Annotated in this window: 26 protein-coding genes and 1 riboswitch; of the genes, 11 read left to right on the top strand and 15 right to left on the bottom strand. The window is 70.0% G+C overall.

The window, feature by feature from the left end; translation table 11 throughout:
* The first annotated feature begins 76 nt into the window (after positions 1–76).
* The 6 genes from K415_RS0108380 (at position 77) to K415_RS0108355 (ending at position 5,151) form a co-directional block, all read left to right on the top strand.
* Positions 77–997: a carbohydrate ABC transporter permease gene (locus tag K415_RS0108380; RefSeq protein WP_231494855.1), complete on the top strand. Its 921-nt coding sequence runs from the start codon at positions 77–79 to the stop codon at positions 995–997.
* Positions 997–1,812, top strand: coding sequence for a carbohydrate ABC transporter permease (locus tag K415_RS0108375; protein ID WP_024286622.1), 816 nt, complete (start codon positions 997–999; stop codon positions 1,810–1,812). Before K415_RS0108380 ends, K415_RS0108375 begins: the two co-directional genes overlap by 1 nt.
* A 3-nt stretch (positions 1,813–1,815) precedes the next feature.
* Positions 1,816–2,964 (top strand): galactonate dehydratase, encoded by a 1,149-nt coding sequence (gene dgoD, locus K415_RS0108370; protein ID WP_024286621.1) that lies wholly within the window; start codon positions 1,816–1,818, stop codon positions 2,962–2,964.
* Between the two features lie 2 nt (positions 2,965–2,966).
* Positions 2,967–3,602 (top strand): bifunctional 4-hydroxy-2-oxoglutarate aldolase/2-dehydro-3-deoxy-phosphogluconate aldolase, encoded by a 636-nt coding sequence (locus K415_RS0108365; protein WP_231494854.1) that lies wholly within the window; start codon positions 2,967–2,969, stop codon positions 3,600–3,602.
* On the top strand, positions 3,599–4,546 hold the full coding sequence (locus K415_RS0108360) for a sugar kinase (protein WP_024286619.1): 948 nt from the start codon (positions 3,599–3,601) through the stop codon (positions 4,544–4,546). The genes K415_RS0108365 and K415_RS0108360 overlap by 4 nt, the downstream gene beginning before the upstream one ends.
* Positions 4,547–4,653: 107 nt before the next feature.
* The gene (locus K415_RS0108355; RefSeq protein ID WP_029663415.1) at positions 4,654–5,151 is read left to right on the top strand and encodes a gluconokinase; all 498 of its coding nucleotides are present in this window, start codon (positions 4,654–4,656) and stop codon (positions 5,149–5,151) included.
* A 29-nt stretch (positions 5,152–5,180) separates the two neighbouring features.
* Here the strand turns inward: K415_RS0108355 and K415_RS0108350 are convergent, their stop codons facing one another.
* The gene (locus tag K415_RS0108350) at positions 5,181–6,035 is read right to left on the bottom strand and encodes an alpha/beta hydrolase (RefSeq protein WP_231494853.1); all 855 of its coding nucleotides are present in this window, start codon (positions 6,033–6,035) and stop codon (positions 5,181–5,183) included.
* A 146-nt stretch (positions 6,036–6,181) separates the two neighbouring features.
* Here K415_RS0108350 and K415_RS24240 point away from each other — a divergent pair, with 146 nt between their 5' ends.
* The gene (locus tag K415_RS24240) at positions 6,182–6,739 is read left to right on the top strand and encodes a pyridoxamine 5'-phosphate oxidase family protein (protein WP_024286616.1); all 558 of its coding nucleotides are present in this window, start codon (positions 6,182–6,184) and stop codon (positions 6,737–6,739) included.
* Positions 6,736–7,098, top strand: coding sequence for a pyridoxamine 5'-phosphate oxidase family protein (locus K415_RS24235; RefSeq protein WP_197024692.1), 363 nt, complete (start codon positions 6,736–6,738; stop codon positions 7,096–7,098). The genes K415_RS24240 and K415_RS24235 overlap by 4 nt, the downstream gene beginning before the upstream one ends.
* A gap of 142 nt (positions 7,099–7,240) precedes the next feature.
* On the opposite strand, the gene K415_RS0108335 is transcribed toward K415_RS24235, so the two are convergent.
* The gene (locus tag K415_RS0108335) at positions 7,241–8,422 is read right to left on the bottom strand and encodes an ATP-binding protein (protein ID WP_024286615.1); all 1,182 of its coding nucleotides are present in this window, start codon (positions 8,420–8,422) and stop codon (positions 7,241–7,243) included.
* 83 nt (positions 8,423–8,505) lie between these two features.
* On the opposite strand from K415_RS0108335, the gene K415_RS0108330 reads away from it, so the two are divergent.
* Positions 8,506–8,922: a hypothetical protein gene (locus tag K415_RS0108330; protein WP_024286614.1), complete on the top strand. Its 417-nt coding sequence runs from the start codon at positions 8,506–8,508 to the stop codon at positions 8,920–8,922.
* A gap of 407 nt (positions 8,923–9,329) precedes the next feature.
* Here K415_RS0108330 and K415_RS23910 read toward each other — a convergent pair whose 3' ends face one another.
* Positions 9,330–9,692 carry a hypothetical protein gene (locus tag K415_RS23910; protein WP_155859407.1) on the bottom strand — a complete coding sequence of 121 codons (363 nt, stop codon included), beginning with the start codon at positions 9,690–9,692 and terminating at the stop codon, positions 9,330–9,332.
* A gap of 895 nt (positions 9,693–10,587) precedes the next feature.
* On the opposite strand from K415_RS23910, the gene K415_RS0108320 reads away from it, so the two are divergent.
* The gene (locus tag K415_RS0108320) at positions 10,588–11,037 is read left to right on the top strand and encodes a hypothetical protein (protein ID WP_155859406.1); all 450 of its coding nucleotides are present in this window, start codon (positions 10,588–10,590) and stop codon (positions 11,035–11,037) included.
* Between the two features lie 176 nt (positions 11,038–11,213).
* Here the strand turns inward: K415_RS0108320 and K415_RS0108315 are convergent, their stop codons facing one another.
* The 8 genes from K415_RS0108315 to K415_RS0108275 form a co-directional block, all read right to left on the bottom strand.
* The gene (locus K415_RS0108315; RefSeq protein ID WP_081784949.1) at positions 11,214–11,990 is read right to left on the bottom strand and encodes an ABC transporter ATP-binding protein; all 777 of its coding nucleotides are present in this window, start codon (positions 11,988–11,990) and stop codon (positions 11,214–11,216) included.
* Complete coding sequence (locus tag K415_RS0108310) at positions 11,968–12,981, bottom strand: ABC transporter substrate-binding protein (protein ID WP_024286610.1); 1,014 nt, start codon at positions 12,979–12,981, stop codon at positions 11,968–11,970. Before K415_RS0108310 ends, K415_RS0108315 begins: the two co-directional genes overlap by 23 nt.
* A 63-nt stretch (positions 12,982–13,044) precedes the next feature.
* On the bottom strand, positions 13,045–13,827 hold the full coding sequence (locus K415_RS0108305) for an ABC transporter permease (protein ID WP_081785200.1): 783 nt from the start codon (positions 13,825–13,827) through the stop codon (positions 13,045–13,047).
* Positions 13,828–13,851: 24 nt separating this feature from the next.
* Complete coding sequence (locus tag K415_RS0108300; protein ID WP_024286608.1) at positions 13,852–14,145, bottom strand: thiamine-binding protein; 294 nt, start codon at positions 14,143–14,145, stop codon at positions 13,852–13,854.
* 104 nt (positions 14,146–14,249) lie between these two features.
* A riboswitch (TPP riboswitch) is annotated at positions 14,250–14,373 on the bottom strand.
* A 43-nt stretch (positions 14,374–14,416) separates the two neighbouring features.
* A complete protein-coding gene (locus K415_RS0108295; RefSeq protein WP_024286607.1) occupies positions 14,417–14,632 on the bottom strand; it encodes a hypothetical protein in 216 nt (71 codons plus the stop codon).
* Between the two features lie 256 nt (positions 14,633–14,888).
* Complete coding sequence (locus K415_RS0108285) at positions 14,889–15,365, bottom strand: hypothetical protein (protein ID WP_024286605.1); 477 nt, start codon at positions 15,363–15,365, stop codon at positions 14,889–14,891.
* Complete coding sequence (locus K415_RS22675) at positions 15,362–15,769, bottom strand: helix-turn-helix domain-containing protein (protein ID WP_024286604.1); 408 nt, start codon at positions 15,767–15,769, stop codon at positions 15,362–15,364. Before K415_RS22675 ends, K415_RS0108285 begins: the two co-directional genes overlap by 4 nt.
* Positions 15,770–15,826: 57 nt before the next feature.
* Positions 15,827–16,279 carry a hypothetical protein gene (locus K415_RS0108275; RefSeq protein ID WP_024286603.1) on the bottom strand — a complete coding sequence of 151 codons (453 nt, stop codon included), beginning with the start codon at positions 16,277–16,279 and terminating at the stop codon, positions 15,827–15,829.
* 368 nt (positions 16,280–16,647) lie between these two features.
* Here K415_RS0108275 and K415_RS0108270 point away from each other — a divergent pair, with 368 nt between their 5' ends.
* Positions 16,648–17,148, top strand: a complete 501-nt coding sequence (locus K415_RS0108270; protein WP_024286602.1) for a hypothetical protein — start codon at positions 16,648–16,650, stop codon at positions 17,146–17,148.
* Positions 17,149–17,296: 148 nt separating this feature from the next.
* Here K415_RS0108270 and K415_RS0108265 read toward each other — a convergent pair whose 3' ends face one another.
* From K415_RS0108265 to K415_RS24600, 4 genes are all read right to left on the bottom strand, one after another.
* Positions 17,297–17,557 (bottom strand): hypothetical protein, encoded by a 261-nt coding sequence (locus K415_RS0108265; protein ID WP_024286601.1) that lies wholly within the window; start codon positions 17,555–17,557, stop codon positions 17,297–17,299.
* A 173-nt stretch (positions 17,558–17,730) separates the two neighbouring features.
* Complete coding sequence (locus K415_RS22670; protein ID WP_024286600.1) at positions 17,731–18,696, bottom strand: hypothetical protein; 966 nt, start codon at positions 18,694–18,696, stop codon at positions 17,731–17,733.
* A gap of 30 nt (positions 18,697–18,726) precedes the next feature.
* A complete protein-coding gene (locus tag K415_RS0108255; RefSeq protein ID WP_231494852.1) occupies positions 18,727–20,352 on the bottom strand; it encodes a relaxase/mobilization nuclease domain-containing protein in 1,626 nt (541 codons plus the stop codon).
* 26 nt (positions 20,353–20,378) lie between these two features.
* A complete protein-coding gene (locus K415_RS24600; protein ID WP_231494851.1) occupies positions 20,379–20,693 on the bottom strand; it encodes a MobC family plasmid mobilization relaxosome protein in 315 nt (104 codons plus the stop codon).
* Between the last annotated feature and the right edge of the window lie 393 nt (positions 20,694–21,086).

The following is a 21,086-nucleotide window of genomic DNA, read 5'->3' as shown; positions in this document are numbered from 1 at the left end:
GCCGCCGGGTGGTCAGGCGACCAAGGCGCCGCCTGACCACCCGACACCACTCGCAGCGCGCACCTGGAGCAGAACAGTGGACGCCAGCACCTTCACCAGATCCCGCACCGGCCCAGCGCTCGCCGGCTGGGCGAACCAGCACCGCAAGTGGCTCTTCGCAGCACCGGCGATGATCTTTGTCGCTGTACTGATCATCTTTCCGGTGGCCTGGACGGTGTTCTTGAGCCTCACCGACGCGCAGGGCTCGGTTCGTGCGGAGTCCGAGTTCATCGGCTTCGCCAACTACGCCGAGGTCCTGTCCGACACGGCACGCTTCTGGCCGGCCGCCGCCAGGACCATCGCGTTCACCGCCGTGGTCCTCGTGGTGGAGGTCGTCCTCGGCATGTGCATCGCGCTCCTGCTGTGGCGGCCGTTCAAGGGCGAGAAGTGGGTGCGCGTCGCGATCCTGCTCCCGCTGGTGGCGACGCCGGTCGCCGTGGGCATGATGTGGCGACTGATCTTCGACCCCAACATCGGTCTGGCCAACACGATGCTCGGGTGGGTCGGCATCGCCCCCCAACCGTGGCTGGCCGGGCAGAGCACGGCGCTGCCGACGACGATGCTCATCGACATCTGGCAATGGACACCGATGGTGGTGCTCATCCTCCTCGCCGGCCTCACGTCGTTGTCCGAGGAGCCGAACGAGGCCGCCCTCATGGACGGCGCGAGCGCGTTCCAGCGATTCCGCTACGTCACCCTCCCGCTGATGATGCCGACGGTGATCGTCGCCATCCTCCTGCGGGGCATCGACGCCCTGAAGACCTTCGACATCCTCTATGCCACCAAGGGCAAGGGGGGCGGCTCCTTCCACGAGGTCGAGACCTTGAACGTCTACGCCTACGGCCTGAGCTTCGACTACAACGAGTACGGCCTGTCCTCGACCGTCCTGATCATCTTCTTCCTCATCATCATCGGCTCCATGTGGGCCCTCACCTCGCGGAAGAAGGCGAGAGACTGATGCGGGTCAGCACGCCGTACAAGGTCTTCCGGGTCGCCGCCCTGATCGTTGTCGTCATGACGCTCCTGGCGCCGCTGGTGTGGATGGCGACGGCGTCCCTGAAGACCAACGTCGACATCTACGACGTCGCCAAGGCGGTCTTCTTCGAGCCGACCCTGGACAACTACGACACCGTCCTCGAGCGGGCGAACTACGTGCAGTTCATCGGGAACAGCCTCTGGCTCGCGTTCGTCTCCACGTCGCTGTCGATCATCATCGGGGTACCCGCCGCGTACTCGATGAGCCGCTTCGCGATGAGGCGTTCTGCACTCGTCGTCCTGATGGCCCGCGTGATCCCTGCGGTCTCGTTGCTGGTTCCCTGGTACTACGTCTTCTCCAACCTGCGGATGGTCGGCGGCTTCGGCGTGCTGGTCCTCTCCCACATGTTCGTGGCGCTGCCGCTGATCGTCTACATCATGATGGGCTACTTCGACACCCTGCCGGTCGAGCTGGAGGAGTCGGGACTCGTCGACGGGCTGACGCACATCGGTGCATTCCGAAGGATCAGCCTGCCACTCTCCATGCCGGGGATCGCGACCGCCGGGATCCTCGCCTTCATCTTCTCGTGGAACAACTTCATGTTCGCCCTGGTGCTGTCCGGGGCCAACACCAAGACCCTGCCCGTGGCGATCTTCGACTTCGTCGGCTACGCGAGCATCGACTGGGGCGGGTTGATGGCCGCCTCGACCGTCGTGACCGTCCCCATCATGGTGCTCGCACTGTTCGCACAGAAGTACGTGGTCTCCGGGCTCACCGCCGGCGCGACGAAGGGCTGAGCCATGACCGATGTTGCACAGGTCGAGACCTTTCTCGTCGCGCCACGCTGGCTGTTCGTGCGCGTGGAGACCGTCAGCGGCATCGTCGGCTGGGGTGAGGCCACCTGCGAGGGCCGCTCGGAGACGGTTCGGACCGCGGTCCACCAGTTGAGCGAGGTGCTCATCGGCAAGGATGCCCTGCGGATCGAGGACCACTGGCAGGTCATGACCAAGGGCTCCTTCTATCGCGGCGGCCCCATCCTGGCCAGTGCGGTCTCGGGCCTCGACCAGGCGCTGTGGGACATCGCCGGCAAGCGGTACGGCGTGCCGGTGCACCAGTTGCTGGGGGGCCCGGTCCGCGATCGGGTCCGGGTCTACGGGTGGGTGGGCGGAGACGAGCCCACCGAGGTGGCCGACCACATCCGGGAACAGGTGGAGGCGGGCCTCACTGCGGTGAAGATGAACGCCAGTGGCCGGATGAGCCCCATCGCCACCGTGGCCGAGATCGACTCGGTCGTGCAGCGGGTCGCTGCGGCGAGAGGCGTCCTCGGTGACCGTGGCGATGTGGCGGTCGACTTCCACGGCCGGTTCACGCTTGCCAACGCGAGGCGGGTCGCACCGCTGCTCGAGCCGTTCCGTCCGCTCTTCCTCGAGGAGCCGGTGCTCCCCGAGAACTCCCACCTCATGGCCGACTTCACCCGCTCCACGACGACACCGGTCGCGACGGGTGAGCGTCTCTACAGCCGCCAGGAGTTCCTCCCGGTCCTGCAGGCCGGCATCGCCGTCGCTCAACCTGACCTCTCGCACGCCGGCGGCATCACCGAGACACGCAAGATCGCCTCGCTGGCGGAGGTCTACGACGTCCAGCTCGCCCCGCACTGCCCCCTGGGACCCATCGCGCTGGCGGCATGCCTCCAGGTGGCCTTCGCGACGCCGAACTTCCTCATCCAGGAGCAGAGCATCGGGATCCACTACAACCAGGGCGCGGAGGTCCTCGACTACGTGGTCGACCCACGACCGCTGGCGTTCGCCGACGGCCACATCGAACGTCTGACCGCGCCCGGCCTGGGCATCGAGGTCGATGAGCGAGCCGTCCGCGACGCCGACAGACGTGGCCACGCATGGCGAGGGCCGGTCTGGCGCCACACCGACGGCTCGTTCGCGGAGTGGTGACGGTGCCCAGGAGCTTCATCGCGGGGTTCTCCGCTGCGCGAGTCATGGCCATCATCCGGGGGTCTGACGCGGCAGCATCCGTCGAGACCGCACGCACCTTGTTCGCAGAGGGCTTCCGGTACGTCGAGGTGTCCCTGACGACGAAGGACGCGCTGCACGTGATCCAGGTGATTCGCGAGAGCGCACCGGCCGGCTGCAGCATCGGCGCAGGCACCGTCCTCACCGCCCGGGATGCGGCCGACGTGGCGGCGGCCGGTGGGCAGTTCATCGTGACCCCCGCGGTGACTCCCTCGATCGAGGCCGGTGTGCGACAGGGCCTGCCCGTGGTCGCCGGCGCGCTGAGCCCCACCGAGGTCTGGCTCGCCATGCAGCACGGCGCCTCGGCGGTGAAGCTCTTCCCGGCTTCGGTCGGGGGCCCCGGCTACCTCAGGAGCCTGCGCGACCCGCTGCCGGACATCCCCTTCCTCGCTGTGGGCGGCGTCGGGCTGACCGACGTCGTGGAGTACCTGAGGGCCGGAGCTGTCGGCGTCGGCGTGGGTGGTCCGCTCGTCGGTGACGCCGCCGCGGGCGGGGACCTCGCGGCGCTGCGCGAGCGCGCCCGCTCCTACCTCGCGGCAGCGCAGGGCTTCTCGGCATGAACGCGACCGAGGTCCTGACATTCGGCGAGACGATGGTGTCCTTCCGCGGCGCTGGTCCGCTCAGCCTCGGGGGAACGTTGACGACCCGACTCGCCGGGGCAGAGTCCAACGTCGCGATCGGTCTGGCCAGACTCGGCCACGCCGTCTCCTGGGCCGGAAGGGTGGGCGCGGACCCGTTCGGGGAGATGATCCTGCGCCAGCTGCGCGCAGAGGGTGTCGACACCTCTCACGCCGTCATCGACCCGACCCGATCGACCGGGCTGATGTTCGTCGAACAGCGCACCGCCGACCTGACCCGGGTCGAGTACCGCCGCAGCGGGTCGGCCGGATCAGCCCTGAGCGCCGAGCAGATGCTGTCCGCCCTCGACCGTGCACCGCGCATGCTGCACCTGACCGGTATCACGCCGGCCCTGTCGGCGTCGGCCCGAGAGTGCACCAGGTCGATGGCAGCATCGGCCTCGGCCGCGGGCGTCCTGGTCACTCTCGACGTGAACTACCGCAGTCGGCTGTGGTCACGCGACGAGGCGCGCGAGGCGCTCCGTCCCCTGGTCGCTCATGCCGGGATCGTCATCGCCTCGGACGACGAGCTCGACCTGGTTGCGGCCGGCCCGGAACCGGAGGCCGTGGCTGCGCTCATGGCTCGGGGCGTGCGGTACGTGGCCGTCAAGAGAGGCTCCCGCGGCGCGACGATCCACACCGGCGAGGGCCGCGTCGATCTCGCGGCTCTCACCGTCACCGCTGTGGACCCGATCGGAGCCGGCGACGCGTTCAGCGCCGGACTCCTGTCAGGCTTCCTCGATGGGCTCGCCCCCGAGGCGTGTCTGCGGCGGGCAGTGACCAGCGGCGCGTTCGCCGTGTCCACCAGGGGTGACTGGGAAGGCGCTCCCACGAGGGCCGAGCTGGCCCTCCTCGACGACCAGACGGTCGGGACCACCGTGCGATGAGTCCTGTCCACTCGCTCGACCAAGTAGGAGCGCAACAGTCCATGACGGGTGAGCGCATCCACGACGGAGACAGACCACTGGGGCTTGGCACCCGTCACGTCGTCGTCATGGGGGTATCAGGCTCCGGGAAGACGACCGTCGCGCGCGGGATCGCGCTGACCACGGGACTGCTCTTCGCCGAGGCCGACGACTTCCACTCGCAAGCCAACGTCGACAAGATGCGGTCCGGCAGCCCACTCAGCGACGACGACCGCTGGCCCTGGCTGAACGACCTCGCCCTCTGGATGGCTGAGCGGGCAGCCGAGGGCCAGTCGACGGTCATCGCCTGCTCAGCACTGAGACGCGCATATCGCGACGTCCTGGCCGGCGGACCGCCCTCGATCGACTTCGTCCACCTCCGGGGGACGGCACAGCTGATCCGGCGGCGGATCTCCATTCGCGCCGGGCACTACATGCCGGCCAGCCTGCTCGGCTCCCAGATCGACACTCTCGAGCCGCTGGAGCCGGATGAGCCGGGAGTCGTTCTCGATGTCGACGCGCCAGCCCACGAGCTCATTGCCAGGGCGGTTCGAGAGGTCACGGCACCCAAGGACCATCTCGCCTAGACAGGGTGCAGAGGCCTGGACGAGACGCCTCAGCCGCAGCCCGTCACGCCGGCCAGCTCGGCCACGGCGACGAGCGCATCGGTCAGGTCGGCGCCCTCGGCCAGCACGGCATCGTTGTGGTTCGCCCCGGGCACCTCCACCTCCACGACCTCGGCCCCGCCGTCCCGTGCGGCCTGCGCCACCTCGCGGCTCTGCCCGGGCGGCACGATCGTGTCGCCGCTGCCGTAGACGACAGCGACCGGCACCGTGACCTGCGCGACGTCGTCCCGCACCGGATACGTGTCCCGCCACACCCAGCCCACCGGGACCTTGTACAGCGCCTGCACGACGTCGGGGAAGGACGTCATCGGCGAGCGCAGCACCATCGCCGCGGGCGGGTGCTCCACGGCGAGCGCGCTGACCACGCCCGTACCGAGGCTCTCGCCGAGGTAGATCAGCCCCTCCGGCGCGACGCCCTGCTCCTCGAGCAGGAAGGCGCGGGCTGCGCGTGCGTCGCGCGCCAGGCCGGCCTCGGTCGGCTGACCGGCATTGCCGCCGTACCCGCGGTAGTCCAGCAGCAGCACACCGAACCCGCGGTCACCGATCGCACGGGCGAGCCCGACCCGCCCGGCCCGGTTGCCGCCGTTCCCGTGCGCCACCAGGACTGTCGCGTCGCACGACCCGGTCGGCGGCAAGTACCAGGCAGCCAGCGTGAGGCCGTCGGACGTCGCGAACGTGACGTCCTGCGCGCCGGGGAGCACCTGCGCGGCCGCGGGCGGCGTCGTGCGGTCCGGGTGGTACATCTGGGACCGCTGGCCGAACCAGACGGTCGCGACCGCCGCCAGGACGACGACCAGGACCACGCCGAGCGGCGTCATCCGCCGCACCGTCGATCGCTGTGCCATGGGTCGAGCGTCCCACCCGGACGTGCGGTGGACCTGGGCCCCTGGTCGGGGATCTCCACACTCCGACGGTAGCCCGCCCAGGACGCGTCCGGACCTTCCGCGGCCCGGCTGGTGTGCCTGGTCAGCGCGGCGGCACAATCAGGTGTGTGAACGCCACGACGGCGACGCTGCCCGCCGGCCACCTCGACCTGCTCGACCGTCCGCTGCCGGCGGTCCTGACGACCCACCTGGCCGACGGCCGGCTGCAGTCCCCCGTCGTCTGGTACTGGCGCGACGCCGATCACCTGCTGCTCAGCACCATGGAGGAGTTCCACAAGGCCCGGAACCTGCGCGCCCGCCCGCGCGCGACCCTGCTCGTCCTCGAGCCGGAGGGTGCCGAGCGCTGGATCGAGGTCCGCGGCACTGTCCTGCCCGAGCGGAGCGACGCGGCGGCCGACCTCGATGCGCTCGCGGTCCGCGACATCGGCACGTCACCGTACTTCGGCGCGGTGGTCCCGGCCGAGCTCGCGCAGAGCGAGCACCCGACCTCGTTCCGGCTGGTCCCGCACACCGTGGTCACCGGCCGACCGCGCCTGACCCGGCCGGGACGCTGCGAGGCGCGGCCGCGCACCTCGCCCTGCCGTCCCACGACACCAGCCGCGCGGCGGTCGCGCTCCCGGCCAGCCACCTCGACCTGTTCGACCGGCCGCTGCTCGCAGCGTTGAGCACCCGGATGCCGGACGGCTCGGCCCGGACCCAACCGGCCTGGTGCCGCCGCGACGCGGGCGTCGTCGTGCTGTCCACCACGATGGAGAGCCGCGAGGGCCGCAACCTCCTGGCGGACCCCCGCGCGACGGTCCTGGTGGTCGACCCGGCGGACAGCTCCCGGTGGATCGAGGTCCGCGGCGACGTCGAGCTCGTCACCGACGGAGCCATCGACGTGCTGGACCGGCTGACCCAGGAGTACCTCGGCGCACCCGCCGACGACAGGCACGTCGCCCCCGACGGGCTGCGCACCGCCGAGACCCGGGTCGCCGTGCGGATCCGTCCCGTCCGGGTCAACTGCGACGCCATCCACCGGTGAGTGGCCAGGGCAGTGGTCCACGGACCTCGAGCGTGTCGACGACGAGCGGCAGGCCGCGCAGGGCGCCGAGACCGAGGCGAGCCTGCCCTCGGTGTCAGGACGCCTGACCCGACCTCCCGGGGCAGCTGGATGTGCCCAGCAGTCAGGCGTCGGCGTCTTCGCGGTGGCGGTGGACGTAGGCGGCCATGCCGGGGACGGTGTAGGCGATCTCGCCGTGCTCGGGGGAGTAGACCAGGCCCTTGGCCATGAGGTTGGCCCGGTAGGGGCCCAGGCTGTTGATCTTCAGACCCATGCGTCGTGCGACGTCACTGGTTTGCGATGGGGCGTCGTTGTCCTGGGACATGGCTCGAAGGAAGCGGCGCTCGGCGGGGGTGGCGCGTTCCCATCGGGCTCGGAAGAAGCCTTGGTCGAGGTGCTCGAGACCGAAGATGACGGCCGCCTTCGCATCTGCGGCGGTGAATGTGGCCGTCGGCGCGAGGTTCCAGATCGCCTGCCCGTACTCCTGGATGAAGTACGGGTACCCGTCCGCAGCGGTCACGAGCGTTGCCAGGGCATCCGGTTCGAAGTGGGCGCCGAACCGGGTGGCCGGTTCGGCCAGGGCTTGTTGGGCGTCGGCGGGGCGCAGCCGGCCGATCGTGCGGTAGTCGAAGAGCCGCTCAGCGTAGGAGCGTGCGTCGGACAGGACACGAGGGAGGTTCGGCAGGCCGGCGCCGATGATGTAGAACGGCCAGTCACGTTGGCCGGCCTGGTGCTGGGCCGTGACCAGCGCGCTCATGGTGGCCGGGTCGAGGTCCTGCAGCTCGTCGATGAACAGCCCGAATGTCCCGTGCTCTTCTTGCAGGGCGACGCTGATGTCCTGGACGAGCTCGCCGAGGTCGACCTCGATGTCCCCGGAGTCAGCCCTGCCGGGGGAGAGCTGGACGCCGAGGTCGATGCCCGTGGCACCGATCTTGGCGTTGAACGCCGCGACCGACTGCAGCGCCCGGACCATCCGCTTGGAGACCTTCGGCTTGTTCAGGGAGCGGGCCGCGGCGGCCAGGCCACGAGCGAGGCGACGGCGAGTACTGTCCGCGCCGGCCTCGTCGCGTCGTGCCTCGAGCCGAACGACGAACCAGCCCATCTGCTCGGCATGGGTGAACATCTCGTTCAGCAGCACTGTCCTTCCCACCCCGCGCAACCCCGCGAGCATGATCCCGCGGCTCGTCAGGCCACTGCGAGACCGGGCCACGATCGTGTCGAACGCCTCCAGCTCCGAGGTGCGCCCGACGAGCTCGGGCGGTCGACGACCAGAACCGGGGCTGAACGGGTTGAGCGCGGAGTCCATCTACGGGAGTCTAGGCCACACTTAGGAAAACCCAATAGTGTACAAGACTCTCGTAGAGTTAGTGGAGGGGTCGCACGTCAGCAGTGCCGAGCCTGGTGCGCCGCCCGGGCACGCCGTTCTACGATGCCCGCACGACCGGGAGGAGCGCCGTGGAGGGTACGGGCGATCGCCTTGCCCGCCGTGTCGCCGAGGCGGCCGATGCGTGGCTGACCGATCCGCGAGACACCCAGACCTACCAGCGGCTCGTGGACGCGACCCTGACCTGGCGGGCCCACTCCCAGCCGATGCTCGAGGGCACCGAGCGTGCCGGGCGCCGCTCACCGATGACCGAAACCCTGCCAGTGCCCACCACGATCGAGGACGGGTCGCCGGAATCGGCCGACGAACCGGAGACCCAGCCCCCCGACGGCGCCGCGGGACCACAGCGGCTCGGCAACCTGATTGAGGCTGTGACCGGCCAACTTCGAGCCGCCGGCGGCGACTCCCCGCCAAGCCGATGAGTGTTCCTGTGCCGCCGCTCCGCGGTCAGCAGAGCCGGCACCTCACCCGAGTGATTGCATTGGCCGCGCTCGGTGGGGTCCTCTTCACGATCCTTGTAGGTCGCGCGGTGTGGGCGCTTGTACACGACCCCGGTGAGGTGACGCCGCCAGCCAAGCAGGGCACGGTCGCGACCACGCCCCGACCGTCACGGACCGCGCGAACTCCCGCGAGTGTGCCGGCGACTACGACTCCTGATCCCCTGCCCCCGATCAAGCGCACCGCCTCCGCCAATCGAGGTCGCCAGGGGGTCACTCTCAGTCCGCCGTTGACAGTCCCCGCCGCCCGGCAGCCCTGGGCGCTGGCGGAAGGACCGCCTGGTGTTCGCGCGTAACGCCAGGCCGCTCCACGTCGGCCCTCTGGCTCTGGGCTAGGCGATCCACGTCTGCCCTTCGCTCGTTACTTGACCATCGTCCCAGGCCACGATCGACCAGTCGTCGCGTGGGTCGACCGCGCGCAGTTCCGCCTCGCGCTGCGCTTCAATTGCGTCAAGCTTCGACACCATGTCGCGCACCCACGGGGTGTCGAGGATGACAAGCGACTCGCACCCTCGCTTCTTGCAGAGACACACCCCGTTGCCGAGCGGCTCGTGCAGACGACTGAGCGCCCGTAGTCGGCGTACGGCCACCTCGCGGCTGCCGTACGCCGCGTGCATCTTCTCCCTGTAGCGGTCGCGGTCGGCATAGGCCTTCTCTGCCGAGTCCCGAGCGGCGCTGAAGTGCTCGGTGACCATCGCAAGGTGGCTCTCCGCGCGGCGACGCTGGGAGACCTCATCGACACCTCTGTGCTCGTAGCACGTGCGACAAACCCTCGAGGTCTCGTAGCCGGTCTGGTCCACAACCTGCTGCACAAGCTCGCAGCACTTGCATCGGATGTAGGGGCGAGTCTTCAAGATCAGCCCTTCGTTCGCCCGCTGGGTCAACCTGGCCGCGTGAGCGGAACTCTCCCGCCTCACAGTCAATGGTGATCTGCATAGTGTTCAAATCGTGATCCGACACGCCGCAGTCGATTCTTGATTCGAACTACGCGGCGCCCGATCATGCAGCCCTCTCGGACGGGTCGGCTGTCACGGCTCAGCACTAGACCGCCGGTCCAGGGTTCACCCTCACGCCGACACCCGTACAGTGACCAGTCCGCCAGGATGGTCCGGTACACCGGCATGATCATCTGGTTCGATGCTCACCCTGGCACCGCCGCCTGACCACCGCACCCCCCGGAAGGACATCGTGAGTGCGCTCACTCGCCGCCTGACCCGTCCAATGCCTCGCGCGGCCCTGGCTGCTGTGGCGGCCGCGGTCTGGCTGTCTGGGTGCTCCGGCGAAGGAGCCGGCGGCACACCGGCCCCCAGTGCCGAACCAGTCGTCGTGGACACCCCTGCCCCGGAGCCTCTCGTGGTTGAGCCTGCACCCGAACCGACTCCCGAGCCTCTTCCTGTGGTGGGTGCGTTCTCCGTCCTGGACAGTGACGGGTACACAACGGACGTGGAGGTCAACGACATCAGGGTGCTCGATCCGATGCCTGACGACGTCACGTCAGCCAGGCCGGGAAACACGATCCTGTCGTGGGATTTCACCGTGACCATGTCGATCCACAACACGACGGCAGACCGTCAGAGCACCCTGTCTCACATGGAGCCGTGGCTGGTCTTCCCGTCAGCCTCGTACGTCTGCACCACGCCGAGTACCTTCGCGTTGGCTGATGTCTTCCTCGGCATGAGCACGGACGAGCTGGACGTGTGCGCGATGCCGATGGTCGACCCTGCGTACGGCGCGAACGGTGATCCTGAGTGGGTCTCTGCGCTGGGGGTGGACGAGACCGTGCAGTACCACAACGCGTGGTCGTTCACCGCCGAGGTTCCTGAGGTGGACGTGGACACGGTCCGGGCCGAGCTGGCGGCTGCGACGGTCATCCTGGCAAGCCAGTCGGCGGGGACGACCTGGACGGTTGACGGGTGGCAGGACACGACGAACGAGGCGTGCACCGTGATTGCGTACTTCGCGCGGTTCCGCGCAGCGTGGTCAACTGCGCCGATCCCGGGGTGCACTGTTCCTGCTGTGGGGATGGCACCGGGCGTCTGACCCGCAACGGTCGGCGGGCGCGGGCGCGGGTGGCGTCGGCGGGACAAGGGCGTTTGAGGACCACACAGGGCCGCCGGGCCTGGCTACCGAAGCTGGCCGATAATTTGCCTTATGTCAGTTTGACGAGAATAGTGGGCCCTGCTCATCCGCTCGCCGGCCGCGAGGCGGGGCGAATCTCAGACCCCGAGCAGTTCCAACAACCTCCCGCGCGCGGCGTCCTCGCTACCTGCGCGAGTCAAGATGCAGTCGACCACCCGGCCGGGTGGGCCGGACATCACGAGCACCCGGTCGGCCAGCAGCACTGCCTCGTCCACGTCGTGCGTGACGAGGACGACGGCGCTGCCCCGCGAGCCCGTCCCCACCAGGTCGACGTCGCGCAGCCAGCTGTTCATCCGGCGCCGGGTGAGCGCGTCCAGGCCGGAGAACGGCTCGTCCAGGAGCAGCAGGCGCCGGTCGGCGAGCACCGTGCGCAACAATGCGAGGCGTTGCCTCATGCCTCCGGAGAGCTCGTGCGGCCAGCGACGCTCGGACCCGGCCAGCCCGAACCGCTCAAAGAGCTCGGTAGCGCGGACCTTCGCCGCAGCCTCGTCCCGGCCCGCGATCTGCGCCCCGAGCATCGCGTTGGACCACGCCCGGCGCCAGGGCAGCAGGCCATCGCGTTGCGGCATCCACGCGACGTCCCTCCGCCCACCGTCGGTCGCCACGTCGATCCTCGACCCACCTGACGCCACCAGCGATGGCGGAAGGAGGCCGGCGACGGCGCGGAGCAGTGTCGACTTGCCGCAGCCCGACGGCCCGACAACGGCGACGAACTCGCCCGCACGCACCGACAGGGCGACGTCCTCGAGGATCCTGGGCCCCGAAGGTCCGCGGACGTCCACGGTCAGCCGAGCGACCTCGGCCACCACGACGTCGCTCGGTGCGCGCTGCTCAGTGCGTGGGTAGGTAGTCATTCGTCCACGCCGCATCGGTGTCGAAGCCGTCCTCGAGCAGGTCCTTGGCCTCGAGGAATCCGACGAAGCCGTTCCAGGTCGCCGGGGTCTGCCGGCCCCAGGCTGCGGCGTCGTCGGCGTATCGCGTGGCGAGGTAGTCGGCGCTCGCGCGGACCAGCGTCGGGTCGAGCTCCGGCGCCGCCGCCAGCAACGCGTCCGCAGCGGCCGCAGGGTCCTCCATGGCTGCGCGGTACCCGCGGCTCAGCACGTCGAGGAAGGCCCTGACCATCGTCGGATCCGACGTCAGTGTCGACGCCGTCGTCGCGAGGAGCGGCGTGTACCAGTCGGGGATGCACTGGGTGTAGTCGAGGAAGGGCAGCGTGCCCACGTCCATGCCGTCGATGTCGCGGAGCCGGATCGTGTCCCAGGCATCAAAAACCCAGGCGAAGTCGAACTGGTGCTCGCTGAGGCCGATCCTGAAGTCGTCGCTGGCCAACGGGGCCGTGGCCATCTCGGGGTCGCCGCCGTCGCAGGCGATGAGCTGCGAGATCAGCGCGTTCTCCAGGTCCGAGCCGTAGGTGCCGTAGACCTTGCCCTCGAGGTCCCGGGGGCGGGTGATGCCCGACGAGGCCTCGAAGATCAGGCTGGACGTGTTGTGCTCGACGATCGCCGCGACAGACACGGCGTCCACGCCCTGCGCACGCGCGGGCACCAGGGACTCGGCGACGGAGTAGGCGAAGTCCGCGTGGCCCGTGGCGAGCAGCTGGAGGCCGGACGTCTCCCCCGGCTCGATGATCTCCACGTCGAGGCCGGCGTCGTCGAACCAACCGTTCGCCTCGGCGAGGTACAGCCCGCCGTGGTTGGTGTTCGGGGTCCAGTCGAGCACGACGGTCACCGGTTGTCGGTCGGCGGAGTCGCTGTCCGAGGCCGTGGCCGGGCTGCAGCCGGCGAGGAAGGCCAGTGCCGCCGTCGCACCGGCCGTGGCGGCGAGGAAGGAACGGGTGGGGGTCATCAGATCTCCAAGATCGGGTGCTGAAACGGGCGGGGTCAAGACGGGCGGGCTGCGGACAACGGGTCAGGACGGGGCGCGTGACCGCACCCGTGCTGGGCCCCGAGCGCGCGGCCGCCAGGGGGTCGCCGCCCGCTCGAGCAGCACGACGGCGCCCACGAGCACTGCGGTGAGAAGTGCCACAGCGATCACGCCGACGAGGATCTGGTCCACCGCGTACGCCTTGCGCGAGCGCTGGATGAACACGCCGAGCCCGGACTGACCGGCGAGGTACTCCGCCACGACCGCGGCCCCGACGGTGTAGGTCGCGGCCACCCGCAGGCCTGCCATCGCCCCGGTCACGGCACCCGGCAGCCGGACGACCACCAGTTGGTCCCGAGCGCGCCCACCCAGACCGGCGACGACGTCGAGGAGGTCGGTGTCCGCCGAGCGCATCGCCGACGTGGCCGAGATGAAGACCGGGAAGAAGACCGTGAGCGCCACCAACAGCACCTTCGGCACGAGGCCGAAGCCTGTCCACAGGATCAGCAACGGCGCCAGGACGACCGTCGGCACCGTCTGGGTGAGCAGCACGAGCGGTTCCAACGCGTCGCCGGCCCGCGGCCAGAGCACCGCCCCGAGCGCGAGAAGCGTGCCGGCCACCGCGCCGAGGACGAGACCGAGGACGGCCTCGGTGAGCGTCGTCACCACATGGGCCGGCAGCACCCCGGCCGTCCGGACCGCCGCCTGCGCCACTCGCGACGGCGCAGGCAGCACGAAGGGCGCGACGTCGAGCACCCGGACGGCCGCCTCCCACACGAGGAGCAGCCCGAGGACCGACGTCGTAGGAAGCAGCACGCGGCGGGTCACGCCGGGAGCAACGACGGCCACGGCTCAGGCACGGAACTTCGCGACGAGGTCCACGATCCGCGGGCCCGCGTCGTCGGCACCCTCGGACACCTTGATGACGCTGGAACTGGCCTGCGCACCGGCCGCGAGCGTGGCCTCGTGGACCTGACGCAGCAGCGGCCAGAGCCGGTCCGGCGGCCCTTCGACGACGGTGCCCAGCGCGTGGACCTCATAGGTCAGACCGGATGCCTGGATCACAGCGATCGCGGCATCGACATGGGCGTAGGGGGCATCGGGAACCCCGGCAGGGCGGGGATACACCTGGATCTCGGCAAGCATCGAATCCTCCGGACGTCGGACCGGGGGTCAACCGCACGACGGGAGGCGACGTCGACGACGAGACCGGGGACACCCAGGGGCTTCACGACCCGCAGGCACCGACACACGTCGGCCACAGTGCATCCCTACGCTGGCATTACCCAGGTCAGGTTCACGGGTCGACGGCGCCGGATATGAATCCCGGCCGTCCTCTCAGCTCGACTGTCTCGAGCTCCCCGGCATGGCAGGCCCAACACTACGGCACGCGAGCGCGCCGTTCATCGTTCATCGTTCATCGGGCCGAGAGCGTCGGCCGGCGGGTCGCGCCGCCCTGCCCAGCAGCGCCGAGCTCGCCGACCTCATCACCGACGTCACCGACCCCGAGTAGCCACGGCCCCACCCCCAGGACCGCCTCGGAGGTCTGGCCGGCGCCGAGCAGCTCCCCGGCCTCCTGGACGAACAGGTGCGCCGGCCAGACCAGCTCGAGGTCGGATCGTTCGATCGCCATGGAACCTGACCGTAGCGGCCATCACACGGGATTCCGTGCATTATCCCACCCAATGGAGCGGACCCCGTTGGACTCCGTCCATGACCAGGTCGACGCGGTCGCGTTCTCGCAGTCCGGCAGCGTCCTCGACGCCCTGATCGCAATTTCCCCGCATTCCGATGTAGGCGGGTGCCACGGGTCGGGCTGTTGGAGCCTGGGGTGCGCGAGCCCCGAGCGCCCTGCACGCCACATCCTGCTGGTCGCGGCGCTGGCGACCTTAGACGCCGCCGACCCCGGCCGTTGACTCGCTCGCTTCCGAGTCCGGCGCCTCGACATGGAGCTCCCCGGCGCGCAAGAGCCCGATGACAGGCGCGGGGACGCCGAGCCGGGTCGCGGTCGTGAACACGGACTCTCGCAGAAACGGGAAGACAGCCATGACGCCGACCTTCTCGATGAACTCGGCGATGACGGGTTGCGGGATCTCCAGAGGCTCCTCGAAGGAGTAGAGGGCACCTACCTCGGCTGCAAGGTTCGCTTCCTCCGTGGACACGGTCATCAGGACGCGCGTCTCAAGGCCGTTTGCGTCGCCGCCGACCTGCACCTTCAGGTCCTGGCCCGTCTCCCGCACGGGCTCACCGTCGGGTCGCTCGACCCGTACGCCGGCGATCTGGTAATAGCGGATCTCGCTAAGCTCCGATGCCTGCAGGAGCTCGACGACGTCCTTGATTTGTCTGACGTCAGCGCCTGTTGTCATGCCGCGAGAGCCACGGAGCTCTTGATCGTGTCCGGAGCCGCGAACTGGACCTGTCGAGCAGTAGCCCCGGGGTTCACGGAGAACGTGAAGCTGGTCGACACGGGCGCCCAGCCGCACTGCACCGGCGTTCCGTCGCGCGAGACGGCGTGTGTGATCACGACGCCGACCGCATGCGCGTAGCGGCGAATCGTCGACAGACGCGGGTCGTTGTCATATCGCTCGAACGCGGCGACGGTGGGCTGGGTCACGCCCATGACCTCGGCAACGTGCTGCTGGGACAGGCCTTGGTCGTGGCGAGCGGCGATGAGAGAGGCGTGCAGCATCTCGTCGGCTTCGACCAGTGCCGCGGCCCGGCGACGGGAGGGGGTGTTGCGGTCGCGCGTGAAGCGCGGTGCGTCAGCCATAGACTCAAATCTATAGGGTTGCGGTTCGGTCGTCCAGTCCGTTGGCAGGGTGAAGCTTCAGCAGTCGAGTCCATCGACCGGGTGGAGTGGTGATCGCCGGTACCGCTCGGCGGCTTCCGCCATCTGTGCGTTCTGCGCCGTGTTCACCTCAGAGGGAGTCCGACCCGAGGTGTCCTTCCAGTGGTACATCAGGGCGAGGAGTGCTCGCGGATCCTGCTGGGGCTCGGCATGGTAGAGCCGGAGTTGGCGGTCGGAGAAGTCCCACTTGATCTCCCACAGGACAGGCTGGCTCATCACCGGGGTGACCTCGCTCGAGGGCGCCAGGCGTCCGGCCGCGGCCCGCCGCTTGCGCGCGTCGACACCCTCGACGCAAAGGTCGTAGTCGGCCTGGTTGACGCAGGTGTTCTGCAGACAGGCGTCCAACTCGTTCTCCGCGACGCGCGCGCGGTCGCTGGCAACGTAGTCATGCCACTCGTACGGTGCGCCTGCCGGCTGGGTAGTGCGCGACACGCGACGCACCGAAACCCCCTGACTCTCATCCTTGCTCGGCAACGAACGTAGCAGTCACCACGGACGTCGTTGGTGACGACCGACCGAGCCGCGGGTCTTGCGTGGTATGGGCCTTGTATGACGCTCCCAAGACGGTTGGGCTGCCACCAGCTGCTCTTGAGCGCCTTGGAGCGGATACGGTCCGCAGCTCGCCGGGCCGCGCCGCGCCAGGGCGATACGGTCACTCCCCCGCTCCGCACGATCAACATCGCGGAAGCTCCGGACACTGGGTGCAGCCGTCGTCCCGCTCGATGTGGACCGTGTAGTGGAGTAGGCACCTCGCTGTGCCGATGGCTCTAGGAGACAGACGCACGAGGAGAGGTCAGGTAGTGACGACGAAGCAGGCGAAGGCGCTGCGGATCACCCTCGCGATTGCAGGACTACTGCTGCTCTTGGGTGGCTGCTCCGTCGGCTTCGCCGCAACCGAGACCGAGTACGTCTGCGTCGGTAGCGCCTTCGAGTGCGCAGTGGACACGTCCCCAGGCTGGGTCACACCGCTCAAGTTCGTCAGCGCCATCGGTGGACCGCTGTTGCTCGTGGCTGCACTGATCACCCGCTCGCCTGAGGAAGAGCGGAAGCAGAGAGTGGACATCGAGGCGTACGTCCAGCGCGGTCGCGACGTGATCAACTCCGTGCGGGAGCGGGACGGAGGCAAGTGCCGTGAGTGCGGTGTGTCGGACGGCACGGACGTGGTGTACCGGTCCGCACCCGTCCCTGACATCCGAAACCCCGAGCGCTACAACCCTGACCTCATGCTGTTGCTGTGCAGGGAGCACCGGGGAGTCCTTCCCATGCCACGCGGCGTGCTGAGCGTGCCGACTGGCGGGTAGTCGGACGTGGACGACCCGGACCTCGAAGGCGACCTCGATGCCGCTCGCGCGGCGTTCTAGGACCAGCGGGAAGCCGCCATCAGCGACCTCGCCCGCATGATGCGCGCCCGGACGACAAGGCGCAAAGACCTCCATCGAACGCGACGCCTCAACTGAACGCTGCGAGCACCGACGAGATGGCAGACAGAACGACCCCGGCGCCTACTCGGATCAGGTCTCCGCGAGCAGCGGCGACGTCCTCGACCGCCCGGTCATGAAGACCGTTCATCATCGCGTTGAACGACGCGATGTCAGCGGGGCCTTCCGGGATCTTGGCGGCCGCAGTCTTAGCGCGGCGGTAGAGCCCGAGGCCGCCCCAGATCGGGAGGGCTGCGCCAACGGCGGCCAGCACGACGGCGGCGATCTTCATCCACCCACGGTAGCGGCGCGGCGCGTCCAGGACGCGCCTGAGGTCCGCGACGACTCAGGACCAGGCACTGACGGCGCTCCGGTGGGGAGGTCCTGGGTGTAGCCGTTGAGGATGTAGCTGGTCAGGTGGTACTCCGTTCCGCCGCCAGGGCGGCGCTCTCCTCGTTGTGCTACCTACCGACCCAGTCCCGGGCGTTGACGCTGCCGGGCGGTGGCGCCGCGACCTCGGCGACCGGCCGTTGCGGGGCCGCCCTTGGTGTCTACGGCCTCGCGCGGATGCCGCGCCTGGCCGGTGTCGGCGACCACTCGGGCGTTGATCGTCTCGGCGTCAGCCTTGCCGTCGAGGTCGGCGGCCATCTGCCGGCGGCGATCGGCAGAGTCGTAGCCCGTGGCGCCCCTCTCGCGTGCCGCACCAGCGCGCGAGTCCTCTGCCGCGGCTTGGCGTTCGCTCTGGGCGAGCTCGGGCTCGCGGTCGTAGAAGGCCTCGCGGTGCTCCTCGGTCGGGAACGTGCGGCCAGCGATCGCCAGGTCCCGTTCGTCCTGCGCACGAGCCTTGTCCGCTGCGCGCTGCTCGATCTCCTGGCTCATGGCGTCGGCCTGGTGCTGGGGCGAGACCGTCCCGCGTGCGTCCTGCGCGGCACGGTCTGCGCGGTCGGCCTGGGCCATCAGGGCGTGCGCCTCGGTGATCGCCGTGCTGGCCGCGCGGTCAAGCCGCTGGGCCTCGGCCCGTAGGCCGGCGGCGATGGCCTCGTTGACTGCGGCTGGGTCGCCGCCGGCGTGGTCGACGTCAAGGCCGTACCGGGTGCGCAGCTCCGTGCGGATGTGCTGCTCGGCCCGGTCAGCTTCGGGCTCGATCCCTGCCCACGCGTGGGCAGTGGCGTACGCGGCACCAATCGCTTGAGCATCGGCACCGGCCCACCACTCGTCGCGGCGCACGGGTGCCAGCTGGGCCCTGGCGCCGGCGCGCTCGGCGTCCAGGCGCACTGCGAGCTCGCGGCCTTCCTGCTCGCTGCTGATTCGAGCGCGTGCCAGCTGCGCCTCACGCATCCGCATGAGTTCTTCACCGACCCGTCCTGCAGCGGTGACGGCGACGCGCAGCGTGCCCTCGAAGGCCTCTTCGATCCCGTCGGATTCAGACATGACGCTCCCCCTTGTGTCTGCGGATGGTGCTCAACGTTCGGGCCCGCCCCGGTCGTTGCCGGGTGCGGCTGGTGTTCGTGGTCGGGCCGGGTCCAGCCGGGCCGGGACTGGTGACCCGGCCTGGATAGGCGCCTGGCCCTGCTGTGCGCGACGCGTAGCGTCCGTGACGCGCTGGTCGACCACGTGCGCGTGGCCGGCGGGCTGCGGCATCCGGGCCGCAACCTGAGCGAGCTGGCCGCGGACCGCGGCCGCGACCTCCGCGGCGCGGCGCGCGTCGCCCGCGGCGCGGTGCATGTCGTACAGCGCCTTGGCCAGGTTCGCCAGCTGGCGCAGCATGACGGCCTCGGCGGCCGGCCCCTGCCCGCCTTGAGCGGCCTGGATCAGCAGGAGTGCCGCGCCACTAGCCGAAGCCATCGCGGTGCGCGTCGGTCGCGCGGGACTGCGCCGCAGGTGTGCGGACTTCGCCAGCGCATCGGCGGTCGCGGCCAGCGGGCCGGGCGTGGCCTCGACCCGGTGTGACCAGGCCGCGAACGCACCGGCCGTCTGCCCGGCCACCCGAGCCCAGGTCTCACGGTCCTCGATCGGGACCGCCCGCAGCTGCTCGCGCAGCTCCTGGACCTGACGGGTGTACTGCGCCCACAGCTCAGGGCCCGGCTGGTCGACCTCCCGACCCGGTGCGACCGGCCGCCGGCCGCGCCTCGCAGCGGACCACTCACTTGCGGCCGCGGTCGCGCACTGCGGGGTGTCGGGCCACACCTCGCGTAGCCGCGGCAGCGTCAGGTCGCGCGCCAGGCGCCCGCCCCCGTACCAAACGGGCCGCTCCCCCGCCGTCGGTCGCACCGCGACCGAGTAGCCCACCACGACGTCGTCGCGGCCGTCCGCGAAGCGCGGCCGGGCGAGCAACCCGACCTGGCGCATTCGGCGCACGAACTCCGCCTCATCGACGCTCGCTGTCGCGCACGCGCGCACCCGCCTGGCCAGGTCCCAGCGTGGCTGGTCGCCGGCCGCGGCCGCCGTGATCCGCCCGTTCCGATCCGCCGCACTCAGCCCCGCCCAGGGCGTCGCGCCCAACACGGCGGCCCGCTCGTAGGTGGCCCGCGCGGAGCGTCGCGCGTGCGCCTCTCGCTCCCCCGGCTTGAGCCCACGCGAGGCGTACGTCGTGTCCAGCTCCTGCAGCCCGTGCTCGCGCTCGAGGTCGCGGGCGACGGTCTGGGCGCGCTGGAAGTCGCGCCAGACCCCGGCCTTGGTGCCATCCTCGCGGACCAGGTTCACCGCGATGTGGATGTGGTCGTTGCCGTTGGTCGACACACCGTGACGGACCGCCACCCACCGGCACGGTGCCTTCGAGCCACCCTCGTCGCCGAAGCCCATCCGGTCGACGAAGTCGCGGGCGATCGCCCCCCACTTCTCATCGCTCAGCTGCCCCTCCTCGGCGCGCAGGCTCAGCGAGCAGTGCCACACATGACCGCCGGCCACCTCGACGTCGAACGCACGGCGAGGCTGGTCCAGGTAGCGCGCGATCGACAGGGCCGCGGAGTGGTTCAGCTCGTCCTCACCGTGCCACGCCATCATCGGCGCATCACCGGCCACCAGATGTGGCTCGGTGTGCTCGTTCGCCCGGCCCGGACCGGCCAGGTAGGTCAACAGCCCACCCATCCGTTCACCGCGGACCACGTTGGGCATCACGGCAGGGCCAACCCGTCGATCGCGCCCTCGACACGGTCCGCCACCCGCCGCACCGCCCGCATCGTCTCGGTCAGCTCGGGATGCACCTGGCCGGTCGCGTTCGTCGCCCGCGCCATCTGGTTCACGTTGTTCGCGATGGTCCCCAGCAACCGGTAGATCCGGAACAGCTCGGCGATCGCGTTGCGCCGCTCCGTCGGGGTCTGGCCGGCCGACGCGGACAGCGCCGCCTCGACCAGCAGACGAGGAACCGTGACCCCCTGCGCGGCGGCGAGCTGCAGCAGCAGCGCCTCCTCCGCCGGCGTCACCTTCACCACGTGCCGGTGGTGAAGGCCTGCTTCGAGCCGCCGGTGGCGGCCCCCGCCGAGCAGATGAGTGTTCCTGTACTCCGGCGTGACCCGCGGTCGCCTGAGCAACAAGGTCCACTTCGTCACGGGCGACCTGCTCGACGTCGACCTGCGCACCCAGCCCACGCCCGCCCGCGCGAAGCTGAACACGTCCAGCGCCGCCCCTTCGGCCACCACCACACTGGACGAGGAGTGGAGCCGGGCATCGTCACTGGCGCGCCTGGTCCCGCAGTACGAGGACGCATACCTGCGCGTCCTGGACCCCGGGCGCCACGACCGTATGGAGGCGGCGGTGCTCAGCGGCATAGGCGAGGCCGCCGGGCGGGCAGTCCAGGACGAGGCCGCAGGGTCGTGGTGGAC

This window comes from Cellulomonas sp. KRMCY2 (assembly GCF_000526515.1).
GTDB lineage: Bacteria > Actinomycetota > Actinomycetes > Actinomycetales > Cellulomonadaceae > Actinotalea.
This window is presented reverse-complemented; position numbering and strand designations above follow the sequence as displayed.